Origin of the sequence: Arcicella rigui, assembly GCF_034929435.1 — a bacterium.
Taxonomy (GTDB): Bacteria; Bacteroidota; Bacteroidia; order Cytophagales; family Spirosomataceae; genus Arcicella; species Arcicella rigui.
In genome coordinates, this window is the sequence record NZ_JAYFUM010000006.1 from 288829 (window position 1) to 309143 (window position 20315).

Below are 20315 nucleotides of genomic sequence, written 5' to 3' on the forward strand. Positions count from 1 at the left end.
CTTTTGAATTGGTTAAAAAATATTCCCTCCCCAAGTGAAATCTTTAAATCCATTTTCAGGTAAATATCTTCCTATCAAGCGACAATCTTGAATGTTCAATGCTTTGGCTCTTTCAGTTAGTGTGTTTAAATCAAATTGATTGGCTGTTTCTTTTACTTCAAAGGCTACACTTCTATCAAGTATAAAATCAATTTCTGAACCAGCACTTTTTTCAAAATAATTAATAGTTCCTTGCCTACTTAATTGATTTGCTATGGCATTTTCAAACAAAGCCCCACTACTTATTTGTCCACATTCTTGTAGTAAACCAGTATCTGAAAAATATAATTTTGGTTGTTTGGTCAACTCTTTATCTATACCACCAGTGAAAGGTGCAACAGTTTGTATGAAATAAGTATATTCCAGTAAATTGATATAATCTTTTACTTTATTTCTATTAATACCGATTAAACTGGCTATTTTAGAATAATCCACCCTGCTTCCTACTCGGTTTGCCAAAAGTAAAATTAATTTATATAAAGTATCGCTTACAGAAAAATCAGATAAAAGTTTAATATCCAATTCGATATAAGCATTAAAGATGTCTTTTAAATATTCTTTTTTATCTGCATTAAGCTCGCTCAATACAACCTCCGGAAACCCCCCAAATTGAAGATATTCTTCATAATAACCTTTCCACAAATCATAATAAGTATAGAGAAAAGTTCTGTTTTGTTCAGCTCTGATTCTTTGTGTATCAATGCCTTTAAAAGACAAAAACTCTTCAAAATCCAAAGTAGTCATTTCAAAAATCTGTTTTCGTCCAGCCAAACTTTCTGAAAAATGATTTTTTAAGTAAAATGAACTTGACCCCGTTGCAATACATTTTATTTGATAAGTATCGTAAAGACTTTTGATAACACTTGTACTATTGGGAACTAACTGAATTTCATCTAAAGCTAAAATGGCAGGTTGATTCAAATTCAAACCCAATGCCGCCAAACCTCTTTCTATGTCAGAATATGAATTTTGATTGAATAACACTCTATTCTCAATTCTCTCAAAATCAAGATAAAGTTTGTTCTGATGTGGCGTTTCATTCAATAAATATTTTAGGGCAGTAGATTTCCCTACCCGTCTCATTCCTGTAATAACGGTAACTTGTTTTTTACTTAAATGCTCTTTAAGTCGATGAAATATTTTTCTTTCAAACATAAAATCGGATAATTTGCACGAAATTTATGCAAATTATCCGATTTTATGCACATTTTTTGTGCAAATTATCCTGAAAAAGTATCAAGGCTTATTTTACAAATCCTTTAAAGCTTCATATACTCTCTTGAATTTCCTGAAATTTTCTTGATAAACTGCTTGATTATCAGGGTTTGGAAGGAAAACTTTCTCTTCGATATTGTCTTGATTTACTTCAATATTCAAGCTTTTCAAACCAATCATTACAGCTCCCCAGCATGAGCCTTCGATAGTTTGTGAAACGACTACTTTCATCTGAAAAATATCAGCGGTGATTTGTAGCCAAAAGTCGCTTTTGGCAAAACCACCACTCGCCATAATGCAAATATTTTCTCTTTCTGAAGCGGGTAAAAGTATTTCGGTGATGCTCAAAAGTCCAAATAAAATGCCTTCAAGGGTTGCTCTTACAATATGTGCTTTGTTGTGATTGATGGTAATACCCAAAAGCGTACCTTGTGCCGAAGCATCCCAAATGGGAGCTCTTTCGCCCAGTAAATACGGAACGAAAATCAGTCCATTTGCTCCTGCTTCTACTTTTGCTGCTTGCTCGAAAAGTGATTCAAAAGATTCTTCGGTTTCAAGAATGGCTTCTTTTAGCCACTGCAAAATCACTGCTCCATTGTTTACCGCACCGAGTACCAAGTACTGTTTGTCCACCAAATGATAACATTGCGTTCGCATTTTTGAGTCGAAAAATGGTTGAGCAATAGGCAAACGAACTGCTCCACTTGTGCCAATCGTCAGCGACATTCTGCCTGCTTGCATTGCTCCTGTTCCCAAATTTGCCAAAGCTCCATCTCCCCCACCCAAAACCAAAGTATGCTGTTTTTCAAACATTTGTGCTTGATGTTCGGGCGAAACAATGGCTGAAAGTTTCTCTTGAGAAATATCCAAAAATGCTAAAACATCTTGATTCCAAGTCAAATCTTCAAGATTCATCATTCCTGTTCCTGAAGCCATCGAAGAATCAATCACATATTCGCCTGTTAAATAATGCCAAACGTACTCTTTGATACTGATGAATTTATGTGTTTGAGCAAAAATCGCTGGCTCATTTTCACGAAGCCAAAGTATTTTGGTCATCGGACAAAAAGTATGAATCGGGATGCCTGTTTTCTGATAAAATGCTTTCCCTTGTTCACTATTTTTCAGTTGAATCGCCAAATCACTTGCCCGATTATCAGCCCAAAGTATGACATCCGTGAGAGGTGTACCATTCTCATCCACCGCAATAAGGCTTTGCATTGCCGAACTAAAAGCAATGAATTGAGGCTGGATATTTTCAGTAATGGCATCAATACATTCAAGCACAGCCGCTAAGATTTCCGCAGGTTTTTGTACACTCCAGTCATCTTTGGGATGATACATTTCATAAGCTTTGGCAAATTGCCGAATAATCTTTCCTTCTTTTGTAAAAACAATTGCTTTTGTAGCAGTTGTTCCAATATCAATTCCTATATAAAAATGGTTCATGGATGTTTAATCGGTGAATTATCAAAGCAAAAAGGATGAAATTTATTTCTTCTCAACAGCGTGTCCACCGAACTCATTTCTGAGTGCTGCCACTACTTTTCCAGAGAAAGTATCTTCCATTTGCGAACGATAACGCATCATTACCGAGAGGGCGATTACAGGAGTAGGTACGCCCAAATCCAAAGCTGTTTCCAAAGTCCATTTTCCTTCGCCCGAAGAGTGCATTACGCCTTTGATAGCGTCTAATTTTGGATCTTTCGAAAAAGCACTTTGGGTTAATTCCATCAACCAACCTCTTACTACCGAACCATGATTAAACATTTTAGCGGTTTTATGAAAATCAATATCAAATTCAGAATGTTCAAATACTTCAAAACCTTCGGCAATGGCTTGCATCATTCCATACTCGATACCATTGTGAACCATTTTAGTAAAATGTCCGCTTCCTGCTGCTCCCGTATGTAGGTATCCGTTTTCTACCGAAATGTCTTTGAAAACTTGTTCAACATAAGCAAATACTTCATCATCGCCGCCAATCATCGTACAAGCTCCGTTCAAAGCCCCCGAAGTTCCGCCCGAAGTTCCGCAGTCTAAGAAATCAATTCCTTGTGCTTTCAAGGCATTATAACGTCTTTTTGATTCTTTGAAATTAGAATTTCCTCCGTCGATAATAATGTCTGAGGGACTTAAAAAAGGCACTAAACCTTCAATTACTTTGTCCACGATTTCGCCAGCAGGTACCATCAACCAAATTACTTTTCTACCATTTAGTTTTTGCGTAAGTACTTCTACAGTGTCGGCGGTGTCGATGCCATGAGTGGCGATATTCTGAACGAATTCAGCATTTACATCATTGGCAATTACTTCGTAGCCATTTCTTTGTAAGTTGAGGGCAAGGTTGAAGCCCATTTTGCCTAAGCCAATAATTCCGATTTGCATAATATTTAATTAAGTTTAATTATCAGATAAAAATGAGTGTTTTATTGTGCTAATACAAATGTATTTGATAAAAGCCAGTAAGGATATTTAAGTATTGGGGATTGAACCTAACGATTCTGCCATCGCTTTTTTTGTTTTTGCTATTAATAATTTTTCAAAGATAAAATAAAGACTCCATGATTTCATGGAGTCTTATGAGGTTTAAAGATTAGAATGACGCTATCGACTCCGCAAAATTATTTATGCCACCAAACTTTGGTATCTAAATTATCAGCACCCTGACGAGCCACAGCGGCATCTAAATTGGCTTTGTTCACAGAAATTTCATCTACTGGATAAGATAAACGATTGATGAAATTACCTTGAATTTCTTTGCCGGGATATGGGTTTGGCGTTAAAGCTGGAAAGCCACTTCTACGGAAATTGGCAAAGGCTTCTGGTGAATTCATAAAAGAGGCAAGCCAATATTGCGTATTGATTTGTTCCAAGGCTTTTGAGGCATTGAATGGATTAGCCGTAAAATAGGCATCAATCGTAGCATCTGAAACGCTCAAGCTGGCATCATGTTCTATAAATTGTTGAATATGACCTTTTACTCCTGCTTTGTAATAATCACTTACGTTGCCACTAATCCAACCTCTTTGTGCGGCTTCTGCCAATAAAAGTTGCGTTTGACCAAAAGTGACAAAGAAACAAGGAGCATCCGATTTGGCAACTTTGATTCTGTCAACTTGAGAATACAATTCAATTTCTCCGGGATAGTTCGGTGTTTTGGCAATGCTACTTTGGTCATAGCCCGCAGGGATTCCAATTTGTTTAGCAGGGTCTTTGGTATTGTCTGTGGCGGATTGTGCTTTAGTATTATATTTTAGGGCAATGATTCCCAGACGAGGGTCATTCGCATTTTTCAAGTAATCTACCAAAGTAGCGTGCAAGTAAAAATTGGCTCTTTCGCTACCGTTCAACTGCACACCCACTTCATTGGTGTAGGCTGGCGAATGGCGTAAAAGACAGTTATCCGCATTCGATTGCATTACGCCTCCTGCAAAGGCTTTTTTTACATAATTTTGTGCAGTATTGGCATCTACTTTGGTCAAACGCATGGCTGCACGCAAGAGTAAAGAATAACCTAAACGCTTCCATTTAGTAATGTCGCCTGCATAAATCACATCACTTACTTCTTTGGTTTTGTTGGCATCCAATGCCGCCGAAGCTTCGTCTAATTCTTTCAGAATATCTGTATAAATGGCTTGTTGGGCGTCGTATTTAGGAAAAACTGTACCTTGCAAATAGCCTAAACCTGCCTCAGAATAAGGAACATCGCCATAGCTATCGGTCAGAATCATAAAAGTATAGGCTTTCCAGATGCGAGCCATATTGTATAAATTGCTACGATTGGCGTCGCCTTTGGTTTTGGCAATTACATCTACCAAGTGTTTATTTACTTCTCGGTAATATCTTTGCCAGTTTACCCCTGTTACAGAAGTGTTGTTTTGATTTACGTTTCCGCCTGCATTTACACCCAAATATGGACTCACAATTTGTTGTACAATGGCTGCTTCGTAAATCACAGATTGCCAAGTAAAAGAGGTTCTGAGCGTAGCGTTGTTCAATTCATAAACAGGATTGAGCGACGTCGGATTTACTTTGTTGGTATTCAATTCGTCAAAACCTTTATCGCAACTTCCTAAGAAACTACAAGCTACGATTAGACTGATATATAAAGTTATTTTTTTCATTTTCTTGATATTAAACAATTGAGTACTTATGAATTAATCTAATTAGAAGTATAAATGCCAGTTTTTCAAAAGCTCAAAGCTTACTGCTTATGGCTTTTTAGAATTTAACATTCAAGTTAAAACCTATACTTCTACTGGTTGGCAAACCTGTTGATTCTAAGCCGACAAGGTTATCCGATGAGAACCCGAATTGCTCTGGGTCGAGATTGGGTACCCATTTTTTAATCATCAATACGTTATTGGCAACAGCATTGAGTTTGATACCTTTGATAAACCAGTTTTTAGGTAATTTTTTTGTGAAGTCATAACCAATCGTGATTTGGCGTAATTTCCAGAAACCAGCATCATAAACAAATTCTTCGGCAATGTTATTAGCACGAATCGTTTCGTAGAATGATTGTAAAGGAGTTTTCACTGCGTTGGTTTCGCCTTTGCTGTTTACGCCATCGCCAATTACATAATTTTGTTCACGACCAACCAAAGTACCTTTGTGCAAACCATGTCTCCAAGCATTGTAATTTGTACCAGAAATCATTTTTCCACCTAATTTGAAATCAATCAAGAATGACAAAAGAATGTCTTTATAGCGGAAATTGTTGGTAATACCGCCCACCCATTTTGGTAAAGCACTACCAAAACTTACTAAATCGTTTGTTCTTTCTGGGCGACCGCTTTGGTCGTTGAATACTTTACGTCCTTGAGCATCACGTTTGTAAGCAAAGCCGTATAACTGTCCAAGTGGCAAGCCTACAACCTGACGAAGTACACCTGTAAAAATCCCCGAACCAACGGTAATACTACTTTGGTTTCCTGCCAATTCTAATACTTCAGAAGTATTGTAAGCACCATTGATGTTTACATCCCACGAGAATTTATTGCTTTTAATGGGCGAGAATGTCAGCATGGCTTCAATCCCTTCGTTTTGGCTTTTACCGCTATTCAACAAGGTAGTTTGATAACCCGAAGCGTCTGAAACCTGAGCGGAAAGAATTTGGTCGGAAGTGATTTTTTTGTAATACGATAAATCTAAACCGACTTTATTCTGGAATAATTTTAACTCAAGACCAAACTCCGTTTCTTGTACTCGCATCGGACGAAGTGAGGAATTTGGAACAGTAGTAGTATTGATAAAACCAACTGGTTGATTTTGTAATAAATTGCTACCTACTGAATAAAACAAATTATTAGCATAAGGCTGAACGTCGGTATCGCTTCCTACTTCTGCATAAGCCGCTCTTAATTTTCCGAATGAAAGCCAATCAGGAGTATTTTCAAATGCCTGAGTAAAGACAAAACTTCCTGTGGCTGACGGATATTGCACCATTCTTGAACCGGGAGCTAAAGTAGAGAACCAGTCGTTACGGCTTGTTAAATTCAAGAATAAGAAATTTTTATAAGAAATTTCTGCCGCCGCATAGAGTGAATTTACCTGACGTTCGCTAAGTCCGTATAATGGGTCTTTCAATTGTCCGTTCATCACGGTATAAAGTCCACGCACGACAAAGTTTTGAACAAAAACGCTATTATAATCGCTACGACGATACATTTGGTTGCCACCTACGGTTAAATCAACACTAAAATCGCCGAATGTTTTCTTTGCTCCAATCAAGAAATCAGCATTGGTTTCACGGAAACGACGGGTTTCTTGCGTGTACTGTCCATTCACAAAACCAGCAGGTGCTACGCCCAACGAAGCCTCACCAGTTGGGAAGTTATAATCTTGGTCACGAGAGTAATAATCTTGTCCGACTCTTCCTTGGAAATACAACCAATCAGTAAGATTATAACGTAAAGTAATGTTCCCCAAAATTCTATCACGACGGATATTTTCAAAACGTTCATATACAGAATAATAAGGATTTGTTCTGTTTCTAAAACGTGACCAAATATATTCATCACCGTTAGCATCCAAACGTTTTGATTCTAATAAATCAAAAGGCATTGAGTTGGATAAAGTATAAAGAACCGTTGGCGTACTCAAATCTTGTTGTCCGATTTGTGGTGGGTTGCGGTTATATTCATTTGAATAATTGATGTTACCCATCAACACAAGTTTCGGGTTCAGGTTATAATTAAAACCAAAGTTGACCGTCTTTTTATTATAATCAGAATTAGGTACAATACTGGTATTGCTCAAATTTGAAAGCGAAAGATTGAAACCACCTTTTTCAGAAGCAGAAGAAAGCGAGACCGTATTTGTCCAAGAAGTACCTGTACGATAAAACTTATTGATTCTATTATATACAGGTTCGTAAGGAACTTCAACACCATCAAAAAGTACTTGTTTCATACCAGGCTGAAACTTTTCACCAAAGCTCCAAACCCCTGTTTGTGGATTAGCAGTAGTTGGTCGAACACCATTTTCTCCTTGACCGTACTCATATTGGAAGTCAGTAAAATCTAATGGTGTATCAACCGTATAATTACTATTGTACTCAATGCCAATGCCTTTGCCTGTTCCTTTGGTTTTGGTCGTAATCATTACTACACCATCTTTTGCACGAGAACCATATAAAGCCGCTGCCGTAGCTCCTTTCAAAACCGTCATCGTTTCAATATCGTCGGGGTTGATACTTGTCAATCCATCGCCTCCGTCCGAATTATTAAAACTTCTATTGCCCAAAGAACCATCGCTATTACCATTCGGATTCGCCCCAAAATTGGTATTATCCATTGGTACTCCGTTTACTACAATCAAGGGATTGTTTTGTCCGTTGAAAGACGACTGCCCACGAATACGAATTTTACTTGTACCCGCCGGCCCAGTTCCTAAAGAAGTGATGTTTACACCAGCCATTTTGCCTTGTAAACCATTCATGAAATTTACTTGGCGGTTGGTCGTAATTTGTTCAGAATTGACACTTGCTGTGGCGTAGCCTAATTTTTTGGCTTCTTTCTTAATCCCCAAAGCCGTAACTACCACTTCTTCAAGGTTTTTGGTTTCTTCTAATAAAGTAATATTAATGATACTTTTGCCACCAACTACAATTTCTTGCGAGGCATAGCCAATTGAACTAAAAACCAATGTGGCATTGTTGGGAACAGAAATTTTGTAATTTCCAGAAGCATCAGTCGTCGTTCCTTGATTCGTTCCTTTTACTTGTACTGATACGCCCGGCACAAAGGCGTTATTTTTGTCAACGATACTTCCTTTCACGACCGACTCTTGTGCCAATGAAGGAAGTGAGCAAAGTATCAAAGCCAAATACAAAATTGTTTTGGATAGACTTTGAGGAATGAAAAGACAGGCTTGTCTAAGTTTTTTCATAGTGATTACGTTTTTGGATGAGGGTTTTAGGTAAATATAAATTGTGTTTTTGATTGATACATTTTCAGTTTTAAGCTTTAATTTGATTGTTCTCTGTTTGAGGTGATGCAAAATTTCATTCTTATTTCAAGAAAAACTTTCATTTTTTTACAGTGGTGATTTTTGTAATATTTTGATAAATAATTGACCTAATTTTACGGCTTCACTCCCACAACTATTTTCATACTTTTTCAAAACCTAATGAATCAATGTTTACTGTATCAAGGAAAATCTAAAGAATTGTCTTATTTTCCCCATATCATTGAATTTGCTAATCATAAAGTCAATACCATTCAGCTTAATTCGCATGAAATAAAAGCAAGCGATGGCATTAAAATATGCTTGATTTCTGAAGGAAAATTTGATTGGCACATCGACGGACAGCAGTACTTGCTTTATCCGAATGATGTTTCATTGACTTGTCCGTGGCAAACGATTGGCAGTAGTCGTGGAGCTTTTGACATCGGTACTTTGATGTGGATTACCATAAAACCCAAAGTATTTGAAAGCAACGGAGAATTGATATTAGGTGAATGGAGTAGTATTTCTGAAATCGACCAAAGAGTAATCGGGAAAATACTTTCTTTGAATAAAAAACCGATTTTGTCGAGAGTAAAAAATTGTCAGCAAATTTTTCAGAATATCGTCATAGAATTGTTTTCGCAAGAATTGGGCTATCGAACCAGAGTAAACCATTTGATAGACGAATTATTGATTACGACTGTTCGACATTTGAGTAAACAGGATAACCTCAGGCGAGATTTTCCTCAGACTTTTCTCAAATTAGAGCAAACTTTGCGTGAAAACTTAGCTCATCCTTGGTCGGTTGAAGAAATGGCAGGTTTGGTAGGCTTAGGCACAACCGCCTTTACCGAAAAAGTAAAAGCATTTTCAGGTTTTTCACCTTTGAATTATTTGATAAATATCAGAATTTCAGAGGCAATAAAATTATTAAGTAGAAAAGATTTAAGTTTGACAGACATTGCTTTGGAAACAGGCTTTTATTCGTCACAACACTTTTCATCAACTTTTAAAAAACTAACGGGCTACACGCCACGGGAGTTTAGAAAAAATTCTGATTAGTTGTGAGCTTTGAGCCATGAGCCTTGAGCTATCAGCTTTAAGCTTTTGATCAATAATAAAAAGTTCAAAGCTGATAGCTCACAGCTCACAGCTCAAGGCTCACAGCTCAAGGCTCAAAGCTTATAGCATACAGCCAAATTGAAAACTCATAACTCAAAGCTCAAAGCTGATAGCTGAGGGCTGAAAGCTTAAAAATAACTATGGATTGTATCATTACCATCGACATTAATACTTCTGCTGTAAAAGTTCATGCTTTTGACATGAGTGGGAATTTGCTTTGTAGAAAAAAAGGCTCGTACCCGACCTTTCATCCTCAGCCCGATTACAGCGAGCAAGACCCCGAGCAAATTTTTATTACTACCCTCTATATCCTTAAAAATTTACTGAACGAATACATTCATCCTCAGAAATTACAGGTAAATGCGATTTGTTTTAGCTCGTCGATGCACAGCGTTTTGCCTGTTGATAAAAACGGTACGCCTCTTGGAAATGCCATTATTTGGGCCGATAACCGTGGAGTAAAAGAAGCTGACAGTCTGAAAAAATCAGCCAAAGGCGAAAGTATTTTTCATACCACAGGTACGCCCATTCACCCAATGTCGCCGATTGTAAAGATTACTTGGCTCAAAAACCACGACCAAGAACGCTTTAAACAAACCTATAAATTTATTTCTTTGAAAGAGTACGTTATCAAGCAACTCACTGGCGAATACATCATCGACCACAGTATTGCTTCCTCGACGGGCTTGTTTGATATTCATACTTTACGTTGGCATCAGGATTCGTTGGATTTTGCTGGCATTACTGCCGACAGACTTTCAGAACCCGTTTCGGTATTCAACACACACCTTACTTTAAAAAAAGAGTATTGTTTTACCTTGGGACTGTCTGCCAAAACTTTGTTGATTGCTGGAGCAAGCGATGGATGTTTGGCAACTTTAGGAGCAGGCATCGTAGGAGCAAACAAAGCGACTATCACCATCGGTTCGAGCGGTGCTGTACGTGTGGCAGGAAAAGAAGTACTTCGAGATGAAAAAAATCGTTTTTTCAACTACCTTTTGGCAGAAGGCTATTATGTTTCGGGTGGGCCTTCCAACAACGGAGGCGTTGTTTTTGAATGGTTTGCTCGTCAGTTTGGAGATTTTACAACTGATTTAGATTTTGAAGACGTTTTAAACGATTTATTCAAAGAAGCCGCACAAGTAAAAGCTGGAGCAGAAGGTTTACTTTTTTTACCTTATTTGTTAGGAGAAAGAGCTCCCCTTTGGAATGCCAATGCACGAGGCACATATTTTGGACTCAACATAAACCATGAACGTAAACACTTTGTAAGAGCGACGCTCGAAGGCATTCTTTTTGAAATATACAGTATCGGTAAAATACTTGAAACGCACAGAGATTTTGATAGTATTTACATCAATGGTGCTTATGCTTCTTTGCCATTATGGACGCAAATTCTGACTGATATGTATGGCAAAAAGATTTATGTGAACGACCACCACGATAGTTCTGCATTGGGAGCTGCCTTGTTGGGATTGACACAAATGGGTATTTTTAAAACCTTAGAAGAAGCCACAGCCACGGTAAAATCACAGGAGAATTATCAGCCTAATCCCAAAAACCATGGAATTTATATGAAGTATTTCGAGATTTTTGAGCGGTTGAGTCACAAATTAGCAGAAGAGTTTGAGCAAATCGTGAAGTTACAACAAGAAAAATAGAAGCGTATTTTGGATTCGGGAGTTTTGATTTCGGATTTATTAAATAGGCGACTTTATTCCAGTTTTAGAAATCAGAATTCCTAAATCTCAAATCTAAAATACTGCTAACTGATAGGGAAGAAAATGCTAACAGTTAGCAGTCTGGGATAATAAAAATTAAGCCTTCGTCAAGTAATTATTATTTACTAAATCAGCCAAGAAAGCACCATAAGAAAGCGTACTGATTTTTGAACCATTGGCTTTGAAATGTCTTTCTGCAAAACTTACCATAAATTCCAAAGTAGTTTGGTTGGCAGGAAAAGGCAAACCTTTACGAAATGCGACAATAATATCTGGAAAAGTCTCTCCTTCAAGTAGCTCTCCGTTTTGAGTTAAATATTTCATAGTTAAAATTTATTATGTTTTGAAACCGATAACAAACATAAGCGAAAAAAGCTTTGGGTCAAGAAAGAAATTGTAAAGATTTTGGAAAGGGAGGGAATATATTCGAATAACTTATATCCTAATTTTTTTAATCAAGAATAAAAATAGTGTTAACGTACAATCAAAAACCACTGAACTCACCAAGAAGATTTTATCGAATTTGGCAGAAGAATAGGCATTGCAGAAAACCGAATTATAAAAATTTTACAGCCATTTTTACTTCGACAAAGCCAAGTAGAAAACTTAATTAATCGCTCGTTTTTATCTAATTCTTGCAAAAAAGCTTATTGGCTTTTGTATAATAATAAGCGAAATTATTTGGTCTAAGTAAAATATAGAGACTCAAATAATGATTCAAAGGAATTTAAGTTGAGTCTCCAAGTGGTTTCTATTCTAAAATCTTAATTTTTATATCTTTAAAAAAAGCTACGCTTTTAGGGTCATGTCCTTGTAAAGCAATTGTTCCCGAACTAAGTTTTTTCAAACCACGGTCGGCAGGAAGAGTATCTGGTTCAGTGTAATCAACCGCTACTTTATCGTTGATTTTGATGATAATTCTTTTGTCTTTTACAATGATATGGTATTCATACCACTCATTATCTTTCGCCAAATTTTCTTTTACATCATTTACGCCATACAAACTTCCTGTTTTACGCCAGTCGCCGTGCGTTTGGTTTACTTGTACTTCATAACCTTTTTCTGGCCAGCCAGAAGCTTGGTAAGCGGTATGAATAAAAATACCTGAATTTGAGCCAGGCAAGGTTTTCGCTTTTAATTTTAACTCAAAATTTTTGAAGTCGTGTTTCCCAACAGTTCCCTCATAAAATAAATGAGTACGTTCGCCTGCTACTTTTATCGTTCCATCTTCGATAGAAAATGTGCTTGGGTTTTCTTCATTTACCTTCCAGCCAGCAAATGATTTTCCATCAAAAAGTGAAACCCAACCTTTTTCTTTTTTCTGTGAAAAAGTAGTTTGAATTGATACGAACAATAACAGAAGTAATGATAGTTTTTTCATGTTTACGTTATTTGGTTTCCTTCGGCAGGAATGAATTGTTTTATTGAATTGCTAAAGTACGAATTCATTTTGGCTATAAACGTTTAAAATGAATGTGTGAGTATTTATAGGGTAAAGCGTTTTGAAGGTGGAATCAATCCATCTGAGAGGAAGCTTTTGAGAAATACTAATAATTATATATTTTCTTGAGTCTGTTAAACTTGACAAATGATGAGTATTTTTTTTGAAAAATTGTCGAAAAAATACTCAGAAATTAGGCAATCATTGCCCGTCTATGCCTTAATATTGTAGCATATTTAATAACCTCAGCTCATGGAAAATGTAGAAATTCTCTCTCGGATTCAGTTCGCTTTTACAGTGGCTTTTCATTATATCTATCCACCTCTAAGTATTGGTCTCGGTCTTGTGATGGTAGGCATGGAAGGCTTGTATTTAAGTACCGGCGACAAAGTGTATGAACAATTAACTCGTTTTTGGATTAAAATTTTTGCCCTGATTTTTGGTATCGGTGTCGCCACGGGAATCGTAATGGAATTCGAGTTTGGGACAAACTGGGCAGCATATTCACGCTATGTGGGTGATATTTTTGGTTCAGCTTTAGCCGCAGAAGGGATTTTTGCTTTTGCTTTAGAGTCTGGTTTTTTAGGAATTTTGATATTTGGTTGGAACAGAGTAAGCAAAGGCGTTCACTTTTTTGCTACGATAATGGTTACTTTGGGTTCGATGTTTTCAGCGGTTTGGATTGTGGTAGCAAACTCTTGGCAACAAACGCCAGCGGGTTATCACATTGTTGGCGAAGGCTTAAAAGCAAGAGCTGAAATCACAGATTTCTGGGCAATGGTTTTCAATCCTTCTTCTGTGGATAGATTATCACACGTTTGGATTGGTTCATTTTTGGCTGGTTCGTTCTTGGTGCTGAGTGTCCACGCTTATTATTTGTACAAAGACCGCCATGTGGCTCTTTCTCGCAAAGCTTTTAAAATCGCTTTGGCAGTAGCAACAGTTTCAGCTTTGGCACAGTTATTTACGGGACATCATTCAGCCGATGGCGTTGCTAAAAATCAACCAGCTAAGTTGGCGGCTTTTGAAGGACATTATGATAGTTTAGCCGTAGCAGATATGTATTTAATGGGTTTTGTTGATACCAAAAAAGAAGAAGTAACAGGGCTGAAAATTCCGAAAGGCTTAACTTTTTTATTGCATCAAGATTTTACAACACCTGTAAAAGGACTCCGAGCTTTCCCAAAAGAAGACCGACCAACGGCTGTGAATTTTGTTTTTCAAACCTATCATAGCATGGTTGCAATCGGAATGGCATTGATTGGGCTTACTTTATTGGCAGTGTATTTTTTATACAAAGGTTCATTGTTTGAACAAAAATGGCTATTACGCATTTTTTCTTTTTCGGTACTCTTGCCCCAAATAGCCAATCAATTAGGTTGGTATTCTGCCGAAGTTGGGCGACAACCTTGGGTAGTTTATGGTTTATTGCGTACTTCGGATGCACTTTCTAAATCCGTGAAGGAAAACCAAGTGCTGTTTTCGCTCATCATGTTTACCGTGCTTTATCTTTTACTTTTTGCTTTGTTTATTTATTTGCTCAACAAAAAAATAAAACATGGGCCAAGCGACCACCATGAAAGAGAAGAAATTATAGATTCTTCAAAACGAAATAATCCAATTTTAGACTAAACCTCTCTTAAACCTTCAACTCATAAACTAAGAAACTTATGGCTACTTTTTTAGGAATAGATTTACCCACATGGTGGTTTGCCGTTATTGGAGCGGTCTTTACGGGCTATGCCATTTTAGATGGATTTGATTTGGGAGCAGGAGCGATTCATTTACTTTTCAAGAAAGAAGAAAGCCGAAGAATAGCCCTCAACGCCATTGGCCCCGTTTGGGACGGCAACGAAGTATGGTTGGTAATTGGTGGTGGAGCTTTGTTTGCAGGCTTTCCAGAAGTATATGCTACTTTGTTTTCGGCATTTTATATTCCCTTTATGTTGTTTTTGATGGTACTGATTTTACGTGCCATTGCTATTGAATTTAGAAGTAAAGAAACGATGTACTGGTGGCGACAAATGTGGGACATTGTTTACTCAATCTCCAGTATGTTGATTGCGTTTTTATTGGGTGTCGTACTTGGCAATTTGATTCAAGGCATTCCCATCGACCAAAATTTTGTTTATCAAGGCGATTTTGTTCAATTGCTCAATCCTTATGCACTGCTTACGGGCTTGACTACTCTGGCGTCTTGTACGATGCACGGTTCAATTTACTTGGTGATGAAAACAGAAAAGAGACTTTACACCAAATTATCCATTATGGTGAGCGATACCAGTCGCTTTTTTGTGGTTTGCTATATTTTACAAACGATGGTGACTTTGGTGTATTTTCCGAATATGGCGGCTACTTTCAAGGCACATCCTACCCTTTTTGCTGTGCCATTGATTACGGTGTTAATCATCATCAATACCCGAATATTATTAGAAAAAGGTAAGTATATGTTGGCGTTTATGTCCTCAGCTTTTACGATGGCATCACTTTTAGTAACGGTAGCGATGAACCTTTTTCCAAAAATTATTCATTCAACCATCAATCCAGCTTACTCAATTACCATTTATAATGGGGCATCTTCCGAAAAATCATTAACGATAATTTTACTCTTTGCCGTAGTAGGCGTACCGATAGTAGCCACTTATACTTTCTTTGTATTCTGGACATTTAAAGGGAAAGTAAAATTGGATGAGAGTTCTTATTAGGATTTAGTGAGTTGTGAATTAGTGATTGAGTGAAATTTTTAAAATTAATAAGACAAATAAAGTTTTCAACGTAGCGGCAAACCCTTGCGGTTGCCGTTCCACAGGAAAAATATAATCAGGGAGCTTAATCGCTAAAAAGTATAAAGACTTAACACACATAATATGAAAAGGTTTTTGACAATACTAATTCTAATATTTGGGATTCCTATTTGTAAAGGACAGTCCATCAGTAAGAACGACAGTCTTTTAGTAATGAGAGCGTTAAATAACGTTTTCAAAAACTTTAAAAAACCAGACTTTGTAGAATTCCAAAAGATATCTACAAAAGTAATCTCGTGTATCATTTGCGAAGATACCCAAAACTCAAAACTTGGGATTTACGACCTAAAGAGAAACGATTTTTTCAATAGACATCTAAAAACTATCAAGAATTCTGAAAGTTGGAAAAGAGCTTCAAAGTCTAAAGAGATAATACTCTATAAACAAAATAGTAGGCGTGCAGACGTAATTGCTTTTTTAACAACATGGAAAGCTAATGAGTTTGCTCCTGGACATGAAGGAGCGCAACTTGGTATTTACTTTATAAAGGAGAATGGGGTTTTTAAGTTTTCTGGTTTAGAAACTATACCATAAAGAAAACGGCAACCGCAAGGGATTACCGCTACAAATTATCATCATTTTTTTTACTCAAAATTCATCACTCCAAACTCATCATTCAAAAACTTCCTCACTTCACCATTTCCCGAATTTGTACTTCTAAGGCATCTGCTTTACTTTGTGCTTCTTCCAGAGGTAAACCTTTATTCATTTCTGGACGAGAATGTCCGATGTTCGTTAGCCAAGCGTCTTTTAAAATATTTTGTCTTTCGGTAATCAGTTTCATAAAAGCATCTGGATTTTCAATATTATTAAGTGTCGCTTGAATTGTTCCTGCCTTGATGATTTCTTTTGCTCCTAAGTGCATCAAAATACTTTTTGCCATAATCCAATGCCCTGCTTCACCGGGGTGAACGCCATCATTTGCCAGAGCAAAAGAGGTTTCTATTCCCAATCTTTGGTCTAATTTTCGATGTGCTTCCAATACTCTTTGCATCGGATAATGCACATCTATTACTTCCCATTTTTCTTTTTTGGCTTGTTCTATCAACCAATTTGAATACACATCTAACACATCCGCATAGCCAATTTTCTTGCCTTTTACTTCATCATAAATCGGTGGCGTCAGGTGGATAATTTTTGCCCCAGAAGCTACTACTTTGTCGTGCAACCATTGAATGCCATCTTTAAATTTCTGAAAACGGACTAAATCTAAAGGTAAATAAATGCCGTCGTTCATGCCATAAGAGGCAAAAACTAAATCGGGTTTTGTTTTCGCTAATACTCTTGACAGGCGTTCGTGCAAATCTGGTCGGGGAAATCTTCCGTCGGCATGACCATCTTCCGACAATCCCGAAACGGTTTCACTGGGCAATCCAACATTGATAAATTCAATCTTTTGATTGGGAAAATGAGCAATACAATAAGCCTCAATGTCATTGACATAATTGCCTGCGTAAGTAATGCTATTGCCCAGAAATAATACTTTTTTTACCTCTGGTTTAAACAATGGCTGTGGTGCTACTTGTGCAAAAGCGATTGATGCTACTAAAATAAGGAATAGAGAAAAAATACTTTTTTTCATGTTTTGGTTAATTTACTGAATCTCGAACTGATACGTTCCTGCTGATAATGGGTTAATTTTTAATTGTTTATGCGTAATGGAAATACTTTTTTCTACTACCGGATACTGCTTTTGAATATGCTGATGTTTTTTTACATTCAGCAAAACCGTTGCCGTTGCATTGGCAGGGATGGTGATAGTATAGACAATCTTCTCCCCTACCCTTTTCCACGAAGAAATAATTTTGCCTTGCGGACAATCATGGGATGCTTCAAAAGCGTTTAAGTTTTCTACAAAATTAGGTGCTAAAATGATATTTTTAAAACCTGCCTGCGAAGCATCAGGTTTGATGCCCCCGATGCCTTTGTACAACCAAGCCCCAATTTCACCAAACATGATATGATTCATTGAAATATCGCTTTTGGCATCAATTGGCCAGTTTTCAAAGAGTGAGGTTGCCCCGTTGGCAATCCACCAGCCCCAAGAAGGAAAACTTTCTTGCGAAGCTATTTCGTACGCTACATCGGCATAACCATTTTCACTTAAAGCATTCAAAATGGCTTTTGTACCCAATAAACCTACATCTAAATGATTGTTATCAGCTGCTACTCGCTTGGCTAAGTTTTCGGCTACTTTGGCTTTCAATTCTTCTGGCACTAAACCCCAATACAGCGGAACACTTAGTTCTGTCTGGAATCCGCTTCCGTAAATGCCTGTTGTTTTGTTAAGGTACTTATTGTTGAAAGCTGTTTTTATCTTTTCTGCTAAAGCTGAGTAATATTCATAATCGGCGGTTTTGCCAAATAATTTGGCGGTTTTTGCTAAGATGCTGGCATCTACAAAATAATAAGCCGAAGAAGTTAATTCGACTGGTGATTTTGATTTGACAGGCACCCAGTCGCCCAAGCCCCAAGTCGTTAATCCGTTTGGACTAATGGATTCTATGTGATTGACGTAGCGTTTGAGGTTTTCGTAATTGTCTGCCAAAATCTTGGTATCGCCATAAAACAAATAGATATTCCAAGGAATAATGGCGATAGTACTTGTCCAGTCTGGGCCATTTCCCCATTCATAACCCCAACCGTCGGTAGGAATAATAGATGGCAAAACGCCATTGGCTTGTTGTTCGTCACGGTGGTCGGCGAGCCATTTTTCGTAAATCGTAATGCCGTCAAAATTATATAAACCCGTTTCGCTGGCGATATGGGCATCGCCCGTCCAACCGTTTTTCTCTCTTTGCGGACAGTCGGTCGGATAACCAAATAGATTCGACAAGTAAGAAACATTCGTAGCCGCCCAAATTTTATTAATCGTCGGGTTTGAAGTAGTCACATTCCCAGCCACAGGCACATCGCTGTGCATAAAATAGCCCGAAAGACTTTCTTTCGTCAATTGAATCGCCTGCGAACTCGTTACTTCTACATATTGAAAACCCTTATAATTGAAATGTGGCATAAAACTTTCTTCGCCTTTTCCCGATAGTATAATGATGTCCGTTTGGAACGGGTCTTTATCATCCGTCGGGCGATAATGCACATCAATATTCGATAAATCCGCTCTTCCGTTCGGGTATAACCTTTCAGCGTGCTTCAATCGTAAAACCGTACCTGCTTTTCCCGAAACTTTAATTTTACTTACGCCCGAAATGTTTCTACCCAAATCAAAAACAAAAGTTGTATCATTGATTTTATTCAAACTTTTACTCGGAATTTCTTCTACATTCCTAATCGGATGCAAAGCCTGAGCGACGATATTGTTGGAAGGAGCAGTTCTGAAAATTACTTCTTTCCAACCTTTATCATCAAAATTAGCTTTGTTCCAATCGGCTTGTTCCAGTCGGGCATCGTAATGTTCTGCGGTATAAATACTGTTGAAAATAATCGGACTCAAAGCCGTTTTCCAATCCTTGCCTGTGGCAATTACTTCACTTGTGCCATCGGCATATTTCACCCGAATATCCATGCAAAAAGTGGGACGACCACGCCAAGGTGCTTCATGAAAATACCAAACGGCTGTCGATTGATGATTGTACCAACCATTGCCCAAGAGTACGCCAATGGCATTTTTGCCCGATTGTAATTGCTTCGTCACATCGTGCGTCACATACAAAGTACGTCTATCAAAACGAGTGTACATCGGGTCGAGGCGGTGATTGCTGATTTTTTCACCATTGATATACAATTCATACAAACCAGCCACAGCAATATAAGCACGTGCCGAAACGATTTGCTTGTTGCTCTGAAAATTCTTTCTAAAATAAGGAGCAGGCTTGGTATTCACCTCCCTCGAATCGCTAATCCAAGCACCTTGCCAATTCCTCATGTTCATCATGCCCGTTTCAAAAGTGGCAATGCCAGAAGTCGTCGGTTGTCCATCTTTATCCCAAATTTTTACACGCCAAAAATATTTAGTAAAAGCCTGTAAAGCCTTGCCTTGATAGCTCACTAAGGTTTGGGCGGTATTTTTTTGACCAGTATTCCATTCATTCGCAATGCCTTTGCTTAAAGCCAAAGAATCAGTATTGACTAAAACCTGATACGCCTTTTGTTTTGCCCCTTGTCGGGCATCCGCCAACTGCCAAGTAAAGCGTGGCGAAGGAGCATCAATTCCCAAAGGATTGACCAAATACTCACACTGCAAAGCCCTAAGTTGGCAAGGCGTATTGCCAAAAATACCTTGACCAAGCAACAAAAAAGCAGATAAAATACAAAGACGCATGGAAGAAAATGGAAGGTTCATAGCTGTTTATGAGTAAATCTAAATATAAGAGCAAGGAAATTACAGCGGAAAATATTAGAAGCTATTCTCTTTTGTGGGTTAAATTCCTTCCTGCAAATGGCAGGAAGGAATTATCACACGATGTTTTGCTCCTGCAACTTGCAGGAAGGAATTATCACACGATGTTTTGCTCCTGCAACTTGCAGGAAGGAATTATCACACGATGTTTTGCTCCTGCA

Annotated in this window: 15 protein-coding genes; 6 read left to right on the forward strand and 9 right to left on the reverse strand. The window is 37.7% G+C overall.

Annotated features, from left to right (window positions below):
* Positions 1–12: 12 nt before the first annotated feature.
* The 5 genes from VB248_RS06180 to VB248_RS06200 form a co-directional block, all read right to left on the reverse strand.
* Positions 13–1194 (reverse strand): ATP-binding protein, encoded by a 1182-nt coding sequence (locus VB248_RS06180; protein WP_323295875.1) that lies wholly within the window; start codon positions 1192–1194, stop codon positions 13–15.
* Positions 1195–1287: 93 nt separating this feature from the next.
* A complete protein-coding gene (locus VB248_RS06185) occupies positions 1288–2703 on the reverse strand; it encodes a gluconokinase (protein WP_323295876.1) in 1416 nt (471 codons plus the stop codon).
* Between the two features lie 42 nt (positions 2704–2745).
* Entirely contained in the window at positions 2746–3642 is an 897-nt protein-coding gene (gene gnd / locus VB248_RS06190; RefSeq protein ID WP_323295877.1) for a phosphogluconate dehydrogenase (NAD(+)-dependent, decarboxylating), read from the reverse strand.
* Positions 3643–3878: 236 nt separating this feature from the next.
* Positions 3879–5381: a SusD/RagB family nutrient-binding outer membrane lipoprotein gene (locus VB248_RS06195; protein WP_323295878.1), complete on the reverse strand. Its 1503-nt coding sequence runs from the start codon at positions 5379–5381 to the stop codon at positions 3879–3881.
* Between the two features lie 97 nt (positions 5382–5478).
* Positions 5479–8649, reverse strand: coding sequence for a SusC/RagA family TonB-linked outer membrane protein (locus VB248_RS06200; RefSeq protein ID WP_323295879.1), 3171 nt, complete (start codon positions 8647–8649; stop codon positions 5479–5481).
* Positions 8650–8889: 240 nt separating this feature from the next.
* Here VB248_RS06200 and VB248_RS06205 point away from each other — a divergent pair, with 240 nt between their 5' ends.
* Positions 8890–9771, forward strand: coding sequence for a helix-turn-helix transcriptional regulator (locus tag VB248_RS06205; RefSeq protein ID WP_323295880.1), 882 nt, complete (start codon positions 8890–8892; stop codon positions 9769–9771).
* A 200-nt stretch (positions 9772–9971) separates the two neighbouring features.
* The gene (locus VB248_RS06210; RefSeq protein ID WP_323295881.1) at positions 9972–11492 is read left to right on the forward strand and encodes a gluconokinase; all 1521 of its coding nucleotides are present in this window, start codon (positions 9972–9974) and stop codon (positions 11490–11492) included.
* A gap of 156 nt (positions 11493–11648) precedes the next feature.
* Here the strand turns inward: VB248_RS06210 and VB248_RS06215 are convergent, their stop codons facing one another.
* Positions 11649–11876 carry a hypothetical protein gene (locus VB248_RS06215; protein WP_323295882.1) on the reverse strand — a complete coding sequence of 76 codons (228 nt, stop codon included), beginning with the start codon at positions 11874–11876 and terminating at the stop codon, positions 11649–11651.
* Positions 11877–12303: 427 nt separating this feature from the next.
* Positions 12304–12933 (reverse strand): 3-keto-disaccharide hydrolase, encoded by a 630-nt coding sequence (locus VB248_RS06220; protein ID WP_323295883.1) that lies wholly within the window; start codon positions 12931–12933, stop codon positions 12304–12306.
* A gap of 312 nt (positions 12934–13245) precedes the next feature.
* On the opposite strand from VB248_RS06220, the gene VB248_RS06225 reads away from it, so the two are divergent.
* The 3 genes from VB248_RS06225 to VB248_RS06235 all read left to right on the forward strand — a co-directional run bounded on the left by VB248_RS06225 (position 13246) and on the right by VB248_RS06235 (position 16331).
* Positions 13246–14625, forward strand: coding sequence for a cytochrome ubiquinol oxidase subunit I (locus VB248_RS06225; protein WP_323295884.1), 1380 nt, complete (start codon positions 13246–13248; stop codon positions 14623–14625).
* A 38-nt stretch (positions 14626–14663) separates the two neighbouring features.
* Positions 14664–15698, forward strand: a complete 1035-nt coding sequence (gene cydB, locus VB248_RS06230; protein ID WP_323295885.1) for a cytochrome d ubiquinol oxidase subunit II — start codon at positions 14664–14666, stop codon at positions 15696–15698.
* 162 nt (positions 15699–15860) lie between these two features.
* Complete coding sequence (locus VB248_RS06235) at positions 15861–16331, forward strand: hypothetical protein (protein WP_323295886.1); 471 nt, start codon at positions 15861–15863, stop codon at positions 16329–16331.
* Between the two features lie 94 nt (positions 16332–16425).
* On the opposite strand, the gene VB248_RS06240 is transcribed toward VB248_RS06235, so the two are convergent.
* Both VB248_RS06240 and VB248_RS06245 read right to left on the reverse strand, forming a co-directional pair.
* Positions 16426–17379: an SGNH/GDSL hydrolase family protein gene (locus VB248_RS06240; RefSeq protein ID WP_323295887.1), complete on the reverse strand. Its 954-nt coding sequence runs from the start codon at positions 17377–17379 to the stop codon at positions 16426–16428.
* 12 nt (positions 17380–17391) lie between these two features.
* Positions 17392–20097 (reverse strand): alpha-L-rhamnosidase, encoded by a 2706-nt coding sequence (locus VB248_RS06245; protein WP_323295888.1) that lies wholly within the window; start codon positions 20095–20097, stop codon positions 17392–17394.
* An 8-nt stretch (positions 20098–20105) separates the two neighbouring features.
* Here VB248_RS06245 and VB248_RS06250 point away from each other — a divergent pair.
* Positions 20106–20315: hypothetical protein (locus VB248_RS06250; RefSeq protein ID WP_323295889.1), on the forward strand; the 210-nt coding region annotated here is incomplete at its 3' end.